The organism is Pseudomonas saponiphila (assembly GCF_900105185.1).
Classification (GTDB): domain Bacteria; phylum Pseudomonadota; class Gammaproteobacteria; order Pseudomonadales; family Pseudomonadaceae; genus Aquipseudomonas; species Aquipseudomonas saponiphila.
In genome coordinates this window covers 571816-584485 of the sequence record NZ_FNTJ01000002.1, presented here as the reverse complement: position 1 = coordinate 584485, position 12670 = coordinate 571816, and the positions used below count along the sequence as shown (strand labels likewise).

The 12670-nt window shown below is 63.9% G+C and carries 14 protein-coding genes; 2 read left to right on the top strand and 12 right to left on the bottom strand.

Annotated features, from left to right (window positions below; all coding sequences use genetic code 11):
- Window positions 1–327: 327 nt before the first annotated feature.
- From BLV47_RS24595 to BLV47_RS24540, 12 genes are all read right to left on the bottom strand, one after another.
- Complete coding sequence (locus tag BLV47_RS24595) at window positions 328–1212, bottom strand: transporter substrate-binding domain-containing protein (protein WP_092318558.1); 885 nt, start codon at window positions 1210–1212, stop codon at window positions 328–330.
- Window positions 1209–1991: an amino acid ABC transporter ATP-binding protein gene (locus BLV47_RS24590; protein ID WP_092318556.1), complete on the bottom strand. Its 783-nt coding sequence runs from the start codon at window positions 1989–1991 to the stop codon at window positions 1209–1211. Before BLV47_RS24590 ends, BLV47_RS24595 begins: the two co-directional genes overlap by 4 nt.
- Window positions 1988–2647, bottom strand: a complete 660-nt coding sequence (locus tag BLV47_RS24585) for an amino acid ABC transporter permease (protein WP_011058612.1) — start codon at window positions 2645–2647, stop codon at window positions 1988–1990. The genes BLV47_RS24590 and BLV47_RS24585 overlap by 4 nt, the downstream gene beginning before the upstream one ends.
- Window positions 2628–3293: an amino acid ABC transporter permease gene (locus BLV47_RS24580; protein WP_092318554.1), complete on the bottom strand. Its 666-nt coding sequence runs from the start codon at window positions 3291–3293 to the stop codon at window positions 2628–2630. The genes BLV47_RS24585 and BLV47_RS24580 overlap by 20 nt, the downstream gene beginning before the upstream one ends.
- A 452-nt stretch (window positions 3294–3745) precedes the next feature.
- Entirely contained in the window at window positions 3746–4528 is a 783-nt protein-coding gene (locus BLV47_RS24575; RefSeq protein WP_060836999.1) for a MetQ/NlpA family ABC transporter substrate-binding protein, read from the bottom strand.
- A gap of 512 nt (window positions 4529–5040) precedes the next feature.
- Window positions 5041–5973 carry a sigma 54-interacting transcriptional regulator gene (locus BLV47_RS24570; RefSeq protein ID WP_092318552.1) on the bottom strand — a complete coding sequence of 311 codons (933 nt, stop codon included), beginning with the start codon at window positions 5971–5973 and terminating at the stop codon, window positions 5041–5043.
- A 58-nt stretch (window positions 5974–6031) separates the two neighbouring features.
- Window positions 6032–6613, bottom strand: coding sequence for an alpha/beta hydrolase (locus BLV47_RS24565; RefSeq protein ID WP_092318550.1), 582 nt, complete (start codon window positions 6611–6613; stop codon window positions 6032–6034).
- A gap of 411 nt (window positions 6614–7024) precedes the next feature.
- Window positions 7025–7426 carry an ExbD/TolR family protein gene (locus tag BLV47_RS24560; protein WP_092318548.1) on the bottom strand — a complete coding sequence of 134 codons (402 nt, stop codon included), beginning with the start codon at window positions 7424–7426 and terminating at the stop codon, window positions 7025–7027.
- 1 nt (window position 7427) lies between these two features.
- A complete protein-coding gene (locus BLV47_RS24555; protein ID WP_092318546.1) occupies window positions 7428–8153 on the bottom strand; it encodes a MotA/TolQ/ExbB proton channel family protein in 726 nt (241 codons plus the stop codon).
- 55 nt (window positions 8154–8208) lie between these two features.
- Entirely contained in the window at window positions 8209–9024 is an 816-nt protein-coding gene (locus tag BLV47_RS24550; RefSeq protein ID WP_092318544.1) for an energy transducer TonB, read from the bottom strand.
- A 418-nt stretch (window positions 9025–9442) separates the two neighbouring features.
- Complete coding sequence (locus BLV47_RS24545) at window positions 9443–9766, bottom strand: hypothetical protein (protein ID WP_092318541.1); 324 nt, start codon at window positions 9764–9766, stop codon at window positions 9443–9445.
- Between the two features lie 178 nt (window positions 9767–9944).
- Window positions 9945–10817: a LysR substrate-binding domain-containing protein gene (locus tag BLV47_RS24540; protein ID WP_092320563.1), complete on the bottom strand. Its 873-nt coding sequence runs from the start codon at window positions 10815–10817 to the stop codon at window positions 9945–9947.
- 155 nt (window positions 10818–10972) lie between these two features.
- Between BLV47_RS24540 and BLV47_RS24535 the strand changes: the two genes are divergently transcribed.
- Window positions 10973–11434, top strand: a complete 462-nt coding sequence (locus tag BLV47_RS24535; RefSeq protein ID WP_092318539.1) for a nucleoside deaminase — start codon at window positions 10973–10975, stop codon at window positions 11432–11434.
- Entirely contained in the window at window positions 11421–12626 is a 1206-nt protein-coding gene (locus tag BLV47_RS24530) for a CynX/NimT family MFS transporter (RefSeq protein WP_092318537.1), read from the top strand. The genes BLV47_RS24535 and BLV47_RS24530 overlap by 14 nt, the downstream gene beginning before the upstream one ends.
- The last annotated feature ends 44 nt before the right edge of the window (window positions 12627–12670 follow it).

The window sequence follows — 12670 nt, the reverse complement described above, 5'->3', positions numbered from 1 at the left end:
GAGCTCAAGCGCATTACGCCCACCGTAGGAGCCAGCTTGCTGGCGAAGAGGCCCTCGAGCCTTGCTCCGCCCTCGCCGACGCTTTCGCTGGCAAGCCAGCTCCTACAAGGCTCAGCGCAACACACCCACCGTAGGAGCCAGCTTGCTGGCGAAGAGGCCCTCGAGCCTTGCACCGCCCTCGCCGACGCCTTCGCTGGCAAGCCAGCTCCTACAAGGCTCAGCGCAACACACCCACCGTAGGAGCCAGCTTGCTGGCGAAGAGGCCCTCGAGCCTTGCTCCGCCCTCGCCGACGCTTTCGCTGGCAGCCAGCGCCTACATGGAAGGGATCAGCCCTGCCATTTGCCGCCTTCGACAATCACGCTCTCAGGCTTGGTGTCGTCGCTCAGTTCCTTGCGCACGTACTGGTCATACAGCTTGAGCAGGTATTTCTCTTCACCCAGCTTGGCCAGTTCGGCATTCACCCAATCGCGCAGTTCGAGGTTGCCCTTCTTCACCGCCGGGGCAATCGGTGCCTGTTCGCCCAAAGTCTGCGGCAGCACGCGGTAGCCAGGGTTCTGCTTGGACCAGCTGAACAGGATCAGGTTGTCCTGGGCATAGGCATCGCCGCGACCATTGGCCAGGGCTTGCAGGGATTCGGTGTTCTTCTCGAACTTGAGCAGTTTCCAGTCCGGGTGATTCTGGGTCAGCCACAGGTCGGCGGTGGTGCCGGTGGTGACGATGGTGGTGCGGGTCGCCAGGTCATCCAGGCTCTTCACCGCGCTGCCATCGGGCACCAGGGCCTGCACCGCCACCTTGAGGTTGGGGTTGGTGAACTCCACCGCCTGCTTGCGCTCCGGGGTCACGGTCATGTTGGCCAGGATCAGGTCGACCTTGTCGCTCTGCAGGAAGGGAATGCGGCTGGCCGGTTCCACGGCGACGAACTCCACCTTGTTCTCGTCCCCCAGCAGGTCCTTGGCGAACTGGCGGCCGATGTCGGTATCGAAGCCCACGTAGCGCCCGGTTTCATCGACGAAACCGAACGGCGGCTTGTCGGTGAACACGCCGACGATCAGCTTGTCCCGGGCCTTGATCTTGTCCAGGTAACCGGCCGCCGGCGCGGCGCTGGCAGCGCTGGCCGCCGGCTTGGGCGCATCATTGGATTTATCGCAGCCGGCCAGCAGGGCCAGACCGAAAAGCGGCAGTAACAACAGCGAAGACTTGGCAGTTTTCATAAGAGCTCCGGTTCCTTTTTAGGGGCTTTCTTGGGCAGTGCTTCAACGAAGGAGAACTTCTCCAGGAACTGCTGCGCGCGTGCGCTCTGCGGGTTCGTGAAGAAAGCCTCGGGGGTGTTCTGTTCCACGATGCGCCCGCCATCCATGAACACGATGCGGTCGGCCACGGCCCGGGCGAAGGCCATTTCGTGGGTGACGATCAACAGGGTCATGCCGTCCCGGGCCAGGCCCTGGATCACTTGCAACACCTCCTTGACCATTTCCGGATCAAGGGCCGCGGTGACCTCGTCGAACAGCATCACCTGGGGGTTCATGCACAGCGAGCGGACGATGGCTATGCGTTGCTGCTGGCCGCCGGACAGCTGCCGGGGAAAGGCCTCGCGCTTGTCCAGAAGGCCTACCCGCTCCAGCAGCGCTTCGGCCTGGGCCCGGGCTTCGCGGGGCTCGCGCTGTTGCACCTTGAGCGGCCCCAGGAGGATGTTGTCCAGCACGTTCATGTGCGGGAACAGGTGGTAGCTCTGGAACACCATGCCGATCTGCTGGCGCACCTGGCGCCAGTCGGTGGCGGGGCCGAGCAGCTCGCGCCCGGCAAAACGCAGGTGCCCGCTGTGGGCCGTTTCCAGGCCGTTGAGGCAGCGCAGCAAGGTGCTCTTGCCGCAGCCGCTGGGGCCGAGGATGACGATCACCTCCCCCGCCGCCACGCTGAGGTCGACCTCCTTGAGCACCTGCTGCGGGCCGAAGAACTTGTTGAAACCCTGGAACTCGATCAATGCGCTCATGCTTGCGTCCAGCGCCGCTCCAGCACGCGGGAGGCGGCCGACAGCGGGTAGCAGATAAAGAAGAAAAACAGGAACAGCACGCCGTAGATCAGCACCGATTCATAGGTGCGCTCGATGATCTGCTGGCCGACCTTGATCACGTCCACCACGCCGATCAGCACCGCCAGGGAGCTGGTCTTGATGATCCGCGTGTAGACGTTGATGGTCGGTGGCGTCATGCGTTTCAGCGCCTGGGGCAGCAACACGTAGCCGTACAGTTGGGCCCCGGACAGACCGATGGACAGGCCGGCTTCACGCTGGCCCCGGGGCAGCGACTGCAACGCGCCGCGCACCACCTCGCCAACCTCGCTGGCGCCCCACAGCGACAGCACCAGCACCGCGCAGGTGAAGCTGGGAATGCTCAGGCCGAAGAAGATCGGAAAGCCGAAGAACAACAGGTACAGCCAGACCAGCACCGGAATCGCCCGGAACAGCTCCAGGTAGATCCGCAGCGGCACGTCCAGCACCTTGCGTTGCAGGCTGCGCAACACGCCGTAGAGCACCCCGCCCAAGGTGCTGAAGGCAATGCTCAACAGGGAAATCGACAAGGTCTGCGCGGCGCCCCGGGCCAGTTGCGGCAGGGACACCAGCAACAGCTCAAGACCCGAACTGGCCATGTTGCAACCTCCTTTCCAGACGGCTGAGCAACAGCGACAGCGGCAAGAACAGCAGCACGCAGATCAGGGTCAGCACCGCGAGCATTTCATAGGTCTTGTAGTACAGGGCGATGTAGCTCTTGGTGGTGTAGAGAATCTCCGGCACCGCCACCGCCGAAACCACGGTGGTTTCCTTGAGCAGGAAAATGAAATTGGCGAACAGCGACGGCAGGCTGAGGATCCCGGCCTGGGGCAGGATCACGTAGCGCAGCAGTTGCCACTGCGACAGGCCGATGGAGCGGCCCGATTCCAGCTGCGCCTGGGGCACGGCTTCGACCCCGGCGCGCAGCACTTCGGTGAGGTAGGCACCGCCAAGGAAGGTCATGGTGATGATCGCCGCGGCGAAACCGGAAACCTTGATGCCCAGGGCCGGCAAGGCGAAATAGACGAAGAACAGCTGGATCAGCAGCGGTGTGTTGCGCGCCAGCTCCACGTACAGGCCAATCAGCCGCCGCAGGTAAGGGGTGCGAAACACCAGGATGGTGGCGTTGATCAGGGCCACCAGCAAGGAAGTGCCGATGGCGATCAGGCCGACCTGCAGGGTCACCCCCACGGCTTTGAGAAAGGCCGGCAGGGTGCTGAGGATAAAAGCGTAATCGAGGGTCATTGAAAGTCCTGGACGCCGCTGGGGTACAGCGGCGGTGGTGCAGTCCGTGGGGCAGTGGGTAACCGCCCGGCTGCCGCGACTTTATAGCTATAAAAAGCAGAATTTAAATACCGTTACGGCATATTGATATCACCCAAAAACCTAACCCGCGGATTTGCCGGGCTGGCGCCGAGCAACTACCTTTTCTGCCCTTGAGCCTGACCAGGACAATCAGCATGGCCGACGCGAAGACCCCGCAACCGCTGGATCCCCATGAGCTGGTGAAATGGCTGACGGCCTTGCGCCGAGCCCTCCAAGCCACCGCCAAAAGCGCTCCACTGTAGGGACAGGCAAGCGGAACGCCGCCCGGCCGGCTCCTGCCGCTTGCGCGGGCGCAATAAAAAACGCCGACGCTGTGCTAGCCGTCGACGTTCAAACCTTGAAGGGGTTTATCGGGTCAGTAGCCTAGTTCATCAGAACGCTGGCAATACCGCGCCGTTGTACTTCTTCTCGATGAAAGCTTTCACCTCGGGGCTGGTCAGGGCCTTGGCCAGCTTCTGGATCGCCGCGCTGTCCTTGTTGTCCGGACGCGCCACCAGGTAGTTCACGTAAGGCGAATCGGCACCTTCGATCACCAGCGCATCCTTGGCCGGGTTCAGGCCGGCTTCCAGGGCGTAGTTGGTGTTGATCATGTCCAGGTCAACCTGATCCAGGACCCGCGGCAGCATGGCCGACTCCAGTTCCTTGAACTTGAAGTTGTGCGGGTTCTTGGCGATGTCCTTGGGCGTGGACACGGCGTTCTTCGGATCCTTGAGCTCGATCAGCCCGGCCTTCTGCAGCAGGATCAGGGCCCGGCCGCTGTTGCTGCCTTCGTTGGGGATGGCGATGGTGGCGCCGTCTTTCAGCTCGGCCAGGGACTTGACCTTCTTCGAGTAGCCGCCGAAGGGTTCGACGTGCACACCGATCACGGTTTCCAGGTGCGTGCCCTTGCCTTCGTTGAAGTTCTTCAGGTACGGCAGGGTCTGGAAGTAGTTGGCGTCCAGACGCTTCTGATCGACCTGCACGTTGGGTTGTACGTAGTCGGTGAAGACCTTGATTTCCAGGTCCACGCCTTCCTTGGCCAGGGTGGGCTTGATCAGCTCGAGAATCTCGGCGTGGGGCACCGGAGTCGCGGCGACCACCAGCTTCTCGGCGGCTTGGGCAATACCGGCGCTCAGGGCTGCCGCCAGTGCGGTGAACAACAGAACTTTTTTCATGCAAGGTCCTTAGGGGTCGGAATCGCCGACGGCTTCAAATAGGGAACTGATTGAGGTGCCAGTGATGTGCCACTGCTGGCGTGAAGCGGACAATACCGAGATTTTTTATTCCCTAAAAATATCTTTTATTCACGTTCATATTCCATTTTGTTCATACAGCAACCCAAGGCTCTGGCCTGCGCCCTCCCGCCTGCCGGGCCAACCTGCGTAGGAGCCGGCTTGCCGGCGAAGAGGGCCTGAGGCATTGCATCGCCCTGGCGAACGCCTTCGCTGGCAAGCCAGCTCCTACAGGGCGGATCTGATGTCGTCTTGGTTGGAGCCGGCTCGCCGGCGAAGAGGCCCTGAGGCATTGCATCGCCCTGGCGAACGCCTTCGCTGGCAAGCCAGCTCCTACGAGTCGGATCTGAAGTCGTCTTGGTAGGAGCCGGCTTGCCGGCGAAGAGGCCCCGAGGCATTGCATCGCTCTGGCGAACGCCTTCGCTGGCAAGCCAGCGCCTACGATGGCCGGGGTTTCAGGTCAGGGCGGTGCGTTGCAACAACTGGTGCAACGCCTGGCGCTCGGCGGCGGACCCGCTGTCGCCGATCTGCCGCAGCAGTTGCTCGACCTGCTCCAGGGGCGAAGGCGCCGGCGGCAGGTTGAGGTGCTCCGGCAGGATCTCTTCGCCACTACTGACCAGCAGCGCAAAGTGAATGACGTTCTCCAGCTCGCGGGTATTGCCCGGCCAGCTATGGCGCTCCAGGGCCTGCTGCGCGGCTTCGCTGATCAGCGGCACCGGCAGGTCCAGACGCTGGCTGTAAATGCCCAGGAAGTACTCGGCCAGGGACTCGATGTCCCCCACTCGCTCGCGCAGCGCCGGCAACTCCAGCTGGCCCTCGCTGAGGTAGCGATACAGGCGCTCATGGAACTTGCCCGCCGCCACCGCCTGGGCCAGGTCGATGCTGGTGGCCGCCACCAGGCGCACGTCCACCGGGCTCGGCTGCTGGGCGCCGACCCGGGTCACTTCGTGGTTCTCCAGGGCCGCCAGCAGCTTGGTCTGGATCGGCAACGGCAGGTCGCCGATCTCGTCCAGGTACAGGGTCCCGCCATTGGCCGAGCCGAACCAGCCGGCGCGGCTACTGGCCGAGCCACTGAAACTGCCGGCGGCATAGCCGAACAGTTCGGCGTCGGCGTAGGTCGGGCTGATGGCGCCGCAGTTGACCGAGACGAACAGGCCACTACGGTCGCTGGCGCGGTGAATATGCCGGGCCAGCAGTTCCTTGCCGGTGCCGGTTTCGCCACGGATCAGCACCGACACCGCGCGCGGCGCCAGCTGCTCCAGTTCTTCACGCAGTTGCCGCGAACGCGGGTCGACGAACACCAGCGCCTTGGCGCGGATGCTCAGGGGGCTTTTTTCCGCATCGGGAAAGGTCAGCAATGGCTGGCCGAAAGGGGTGTGAGAACTCATGGCAGACTCCCGCCCCAGGCCGCCTGGGGACGGGGGCGTTTAAACAGGAAAAGGACAATCAGGCACGACGCAGGGCGTGTTGCTCCATACGGTTCTGCAGACGGTAGAGATAGGCGAAGCCCTGCTCCCAGCGCTGGTGGCCGGACTTGACGTTGATATGCCCGGCACCGGCCAGGATCCCGGCTTCGGCGCCCCAGTCGCGGGCCAGCTGCAGAGCCCGCGGGGCACTCACGGCGCTGTCGTTGTCCGAGCCGACCACCTGGCTGGGGAACGGCAGCAGGTCCCGGGGAATCGGCGCGAAATTGCGCAGCGCCGGGGCACAGGCCGGACGCTCGACGTCCGCCGGAGCCACCAGCAGCGCGCCACGCACCTGACGCAGAGCGGCCAGAGGCGCCCGCGCTGCCCAATGGGCCACGGTGATGCAGCCCAGGCTGTGGGCAATCAGGATCACCGGGGTGTCGTCGGCGGCGATGGCTTCGGCCAGGGCCGCCACCCAGTCCTCGCGGCGCGGCGTCAGCCAATCGGCCTGCTCCACCCGCGCACTGTTGGGCAGGCTGTTCTGCCAATGGGTTTGCCAATGATCTTCTGGCGATCCTTGCCAGCCCGGCACAATCAAGTAGCGAATGGATTCGTTGCGCATGGGGAACTCTCCTGCTGCGTGTCTGTTCCCGAACGAGTATAGGGAGGGGATTTATATTCGTTAAGGAATAAGAAGCTATTTATTAATACCCAAAATGAATATCAAAAAAACCCTTAGCCCTCCACAGGAGCCGAGCAATTTCGCTGACGGCCTTGTAGGAGCCGGCTTGCCGGCGAAGAGGCCACCCAAGCCTTGCACCGCCCTCGCCGACGCTTTCGCTGGCAAGCCAGCTCCTACAAGACTCAGCGCAACACGCCCACCGTAGGAGCCAGCTTGCTGGCGAAGAGGCCCTCGAGCCTTGCTCCGCCAGGGCATTTCGGCAGGGGCTTTGCGGAACTTTTTGTCAGGCAAAAAAAAGGCCGCACCCTGCCAAGGAGACGGCCTGAAAAGTCGTGGCTTTGTTGCTCGGTGTCAGCGTGCGGTAATCACCGAAAGCTTGGTGATGCCCGCACGCTCGATGGACGCCATGGCACGGGCCACTTCGCCGTAGTTGACGCCATCGTCGGCCTGCAGCTGGACCCGCACTTGCGGGTCCTTGGCCTTGGCCGCTTGCAAGTTGGTTTCCAGCAGGTCCGGCTGGATCTGGTCCTTGTTGATAAAGAGTTTGCCGGTGCCGTCGATGCTCACCACCAGCGGGTCCTTCTGCTCCACCGGGGCCACGGCCTCGGTCTTGGGCAGGTTGATCGGAATGGCGTTGGTCAGCAGCGGCGCGGTGACGATGAACACCACCAGCAGCACCAGCATCACGTCCACCAACGGGGTGACGTTGATCTCGCTCTGCACTTCATCGCTGTCTTGGGTGGAGAAGGCCATATCAGGAGGCCTCCTTGACTTTCTGCTGGCCGCCCTGGGCCGCCACCTTGTGCGCGCTCGGGTGGATCAGCACGCGAAACGAGCTCTTCTGCGCCAGGCTGTAGAAGTCGTGGGCGAAGTCGTCGAGGTCCGCGGCGGTGAGCTTCAGGCGCCGCAGGAAGTAGTTGTAGACCAGCACCGCCGGCACCGCGACGGCGATCCCCACGCCGGTGGCCACCAGCGCCGCGCCGATCGGCCCGGCCACGGTTTCCAGGCTCGCCGAGCCGGCGGCGCTGATGCCTTTCAGGGCTTCCATGATCCCCCACACGGTGCCGAACAGGCCGATGAAGGGCGAGGTGCTACCGATACTGGCGACCACCGCCAGGCCGGTTTCCAGGGAGCGGCGTTCCCGCACGATCTGCTGGCGCAAGGCGCGTTCGAGGCGGTCCTGGTGATTGATCGCCTGGCTCAGGTCCGCCGCATGCGGCGCGTCGCCGACCTGGATCGCCGCATAGCCGGCCTGGGCCACCCGGGCCGCCGCGCCGGGCGCGGTTTCACTCAGGGCGGCGGCGGAGTCGAGGCTGGAAGCGGCCCAGAATTGATTGTGAAACTTGCGATCCTGGGACTTGAGGCGGGCGAACTGCACGCCCTTGACCAGGGCCAGGCCCCAAGTGGCGACGGAGAAGACCACCAACAGCCAGATCACCGCGCTTTCGATGGATTCCAGTGGAGATGCCAGTAACGTCATGATGTGTTCCCTCTGTGTAAGCGTTTAGCGCGCGTTATTTGATCGGCCTTGCGGCTCAATGAATCTTGAAGTCGATGGGTACGCTGACCCAGCCGTCCTGGGCCACGTCACCCTGCTTGGCGGGGACGAAGCTCCAGCGCTTGACCGCGGCCAGGGCCGCATCGTCGAGTTGCTGGCGACCGCTGCTCTTCTGGATCTGGATCTCCCCCGGCTTGCCGCTGGCCAGGACATGCACCCGCAACAGCACCGTGCCTTCCCAACCGCGGCGCTGGGCCAGGGAGGGGTATTCCGGCGCCGGGTTCTTCAGGTACGCGGCGCTGGCCGAAGCCGGTGTCACAGGGGCCGGGGCCGGTGGCGCGGGCGCTGTCGGAGCGGCTACTGGCGCCGCAGGTTGCGGCGCCGCCGGCGTCTGCTGCACCGGCTTGGGCGCGGGTTTCGGCTCGGGCTTGGGCACCGGTTTGGGCTTGGGTTTGGGCACCGGCTTGGGCGGTGGCGGCTTGACCGCCAGCTCGTCCTCCACCGGAGGCGGCGGCTCCACCACCGGCTGTACCGGCACAGGCGGAGGCGGCTCGACCACCGGCGGCGCCGGATGCGAGAACTCGATGGTCATGGGCGGAATCTCCGGCGGCACGATGGGCAGCACCGGGGTCGGTTTCTGGCTCAGCCAGTAGATCACTGCACCGTGCAATACCAGAGCCGCGACGCCCAGGAGGATCGCCTCACGACGACGCAATACCCCCTTGGGCGTGCGTTGCAGACGCAATTGGCCCAGCGGCGAGCGGTGAGGCCGGCCGAGGTCGACCAACTCGCCGCTCGGTGCCTGGCGCCAAAGCACCTCGTGTGCACTGGCGGCGGTCTGGACATTGCCCATGGATTCACTCCCTACGATCTTTTTGAAAAGCCCGACACCGGCGTTTGAACAACCCCCACACAACGGTGCCGCGGGCTCAATGATCGGCGCCCCGCGCTTATCTCTTAAAGTAATCTTTCAAGTTATAGATAGATCGAATTCGAATATAAGATTTCCCCGAATCGCCCCAGGCCCCGTAATTCAAGGGCTGTAGCCGAGCAGGAAAAAACCCATGCCTTGCAGGCATTGAAAATATTCTTGTAAAGCATCGAAACAGGCCCGTTAGTGCAAAAGACAATAGCCATCCACGGCACTTTCAAGTCACTTGACTGGCAACTCTTTAAATAAACTTTATAAGCGGACACGACAAAGCCGCTGAACCAGCACGCCACTTTATATAGAGCGGCGAGTATTCAGCGGCTACTTTTCATCGAACTTGTTATTGCTTGACGAACTCACCACTCAGACCGACCACATCGCCGCTGAAGTTGCTGCGGGCGCCGGAGGCGCGCAAGCGGGAATAGTTGTGATCGGGCGAGAACAGCGCCCAGGCCTGGTAGCCGTAGCCATCGTTGTACCCGGACACATTGATGATGGTCGGCTGCCCGGTGCTGTTCTGGAAGTGGTAATGCCCGGCCACGCTGTACTTGACCCCGGCCTGGGTCAACTCACCGCTGAACGAACCGTTGGCGTCGTTGCCGTCGGTCACGATCAGACGGGCGTCAGCGTTGGAGTTTACATAGGTTCCATTGATGCTCGACATAATGCGGGTTTCCTTATGCGGTTGAATGTTTCGTCCAATGAAGCAAGTTCCCCCTGGAACTTACAACCCAGCATGGTCGGCGTTTATAACTCTGTCCAAAACAAACTTGCGCAACAACTAATTAAATAGCTATAGCCTACAATCGGCTCTCTATAAGTTATGACCGAAACAAAAGCACTTATAACTTCCCGGTGTTTTCAACTTGCGGCTTGACGCTGGCCACTGCCCTCAACTGCTCTTGTAATGCCTTGCCGGCCCGACTCAGGCCACTGCCGGCGTACAGCGCCAAGCGCACGCCCTGGATATCCGGCAGGCCGCTGGCGGCGTCGAGCAGTCGATGGCCCTTGCCCAGCACCCGCACCGGCAACAGGCTGATGCCCAGACCCGCCGCCACCGCCGAGCAGACACTGGCCAGGCTGGCGCTGGAATAGGCGATGCGCCACGGCCAGCCGCCGACCTCCAGGTGGTGAAGCATTTCCTGGCGATACAACCCGCCCACCGGAAACGCCACCAGCGGCAGCGGATCGCGGCCCAAGGCCGGCTGGCGCAAGCTGTCGACCCAGCACAAAGGCTCGGGCCAGGACTCCAGGCAGTCGTCGCTGTGGCCCATCTGCTTGACCAGCAACAGATCGAACTCGCCACGGCGGAACTGGCGCAGCAGCTCCGGCCCCAGGCCGCAGGTGACCTCCAGGCGCACCGCCGGGTAGTCCAGGCCAAAGCGCGAAAGCATCGGCATCAGGCGCTCGGCTGCGAAGTCTTCCGGCACACCCAGGCGCAGCACCTCCTCGCCGCGCTGGTTGAGCAGCACATCACAGGCTTCTTCATGCAGCGCCAGGATGCGCCGGGCATAAGCCAGCAGGCGCTCGCCCTCCACCGTGGCCACCACCCGGCGCTGGTCGCGATCGAGCAACTGGCAGCCCAGGCTCTCTTCCAGGCGCCGCACCTGCTGACTCACGGTGGACTGGGTCAGGTGCAGGCGCTCGGCGGCGCGGGTGAAGTTCTGGCTGTCGGCCACCGCGACAAAACTGCGAAGCAACACGGGGTCCAGCATGTTCACTCACCATCCTCAATGCCACTGATTGGCATGGTTATATTTAATTTCAGAATACCAAGGCCACTCACCATACTGCCCCTCCAGCAACCGGAACCAGCGGTTCTGACGCAACTTCAGTGCGTGGTCCCGCCTCCTCTTCCACGGAAACCTTGATGAACGACGATCAACACTACCTGCAACGGGCCGTTGAACTGGCCCGGCGCAACGTCGAACACGGTGGCCGCCCGTTCGGCGCGCTGCTGGTGCGCAACGGCCGGGTGCTGGCCGAGGCGGTGAATGAAATCCACCTCAGCCAGGACCCCACGGCCCACGCCGAAATGCTCGCCATCCGCGCCGCCAGCCGGCAACTGGGCCCGCGCCTGGACGACTGCGTGATCTACGCCAGTGGCCAGCCCTGCCCCATGTGCCTGGCCGCCATGTACCTGTGCGGCGTATCTCGCGCGGTGTTCGCCGCCAGCAATGAACAGGCAGAGCCGTTCGGCCTGTCCACCGCGGCCATTTACCAACAGCTGAGCAAGCCCCTGGAAGCCCAGCGCCTGCCGCTGCTGCACCTGCCCCAGGCGGCGATGGTCGCCCTGTACCAGGATTGGCAGCAGCGCCATGCCGCGAACTGAATCCACCTTCCAGCGCTGGGCCGGCTGGGCCCTGCTGGTGTGCCTGGGCCTGAACCTGCGGCCGATCCTCAGCTCGGTCAGCCCGCTGCTCGACGAGATCCGTGGCGCCACCGGCCTGAGCTTCCAGGGCAGCGCCTGGCTCACCAGCCTGCCGGTGATCTGCATGGGCCTGGTGGCCTTGCTCGGGGTACGGATCGAAGCCCGCCTCGGCGAACGCCGTGGCGTGTCCCTGGGTTTGCTGCTGGTGCTGCTGGCCTGTGGGGTGCGGCTGTGCTTTGGCCAGGCCACGGCCCTGCTCGCCACCGCCCTGCTCGGTGGCGCCGGCGTGGCCTTGATCCAGGCCCTGGTGCCAGCACTGATCAAACGCCAGTTCCAGCAGCGCGTGGCCCTGGCCATGGGCGTCTACTCGGCCTCGCTGATGGGCGGTGGCGGCCTCGCCGCCCTGCTCAGCCCGCAGGTGGCCAGCCACTTCGGCAACTGGCAAGTGGGGCTGGGCGTCTGGCTGCTGCCGGCCATGGCCGCCCTGCTGCTGTGGCGGTGCCTGCCCCTGGGCGCCGGTCGCCGCAACGTCAGCCAGGCCCCCAGCCAAACACTGTGGAACAACCGTCGCGCCTGGCTGCTGGCCCTGTATTTCGGCCTGGTGAACTGCGGCTACATGAGCATGGTGGCGTGGCTGCCGGCCTACTACCTGCAACTGGGCTGGAGCGCCAGCCAGAGCGGCTCGCTGCTGGCCTTCATGACCCTGTTCCAAGTCACCGCCGCCCTGCTGATGCCGGCCCTGGCCCAGCGCAGCAGCGACCGCCGGCCACTGCTGGGCATCAGCCTCGCGGCCCAGGCCGTGGGGTTTCTCGGGCTGGTGCTGTGGCCTTTGCAGAGCCCGCACCTGTGGGTAGCGCTGATCGGCTTCGGCCTGGGAGCCTGCTTTGCCCTGAGCCTGATCCTGACCCTGGATCACCGCCGTGATCCCCGGGAAGCCGGGCAACTGGCGGCCTTCGTCCAGGGCGTGGGCTTTCTGATCAATGCCATCTCGCCGTGGCTGAGCGGCTGGCTGCGGCAAGTCACCGGCAGCTTTGTCAGCGCATGGTGGGTGCTGATCGTGGGTGTCCTGGCGATGCTGCTGTTGACGCGGATCTTCAGCCCGGCCAGCTATCAGGGCCGGGCCCAGCTCGACACAGCACCACAACCGACCTGACAGCGCGCCTCAAACCAACCGCCTGCCGGTATTGCAGGCGGCTT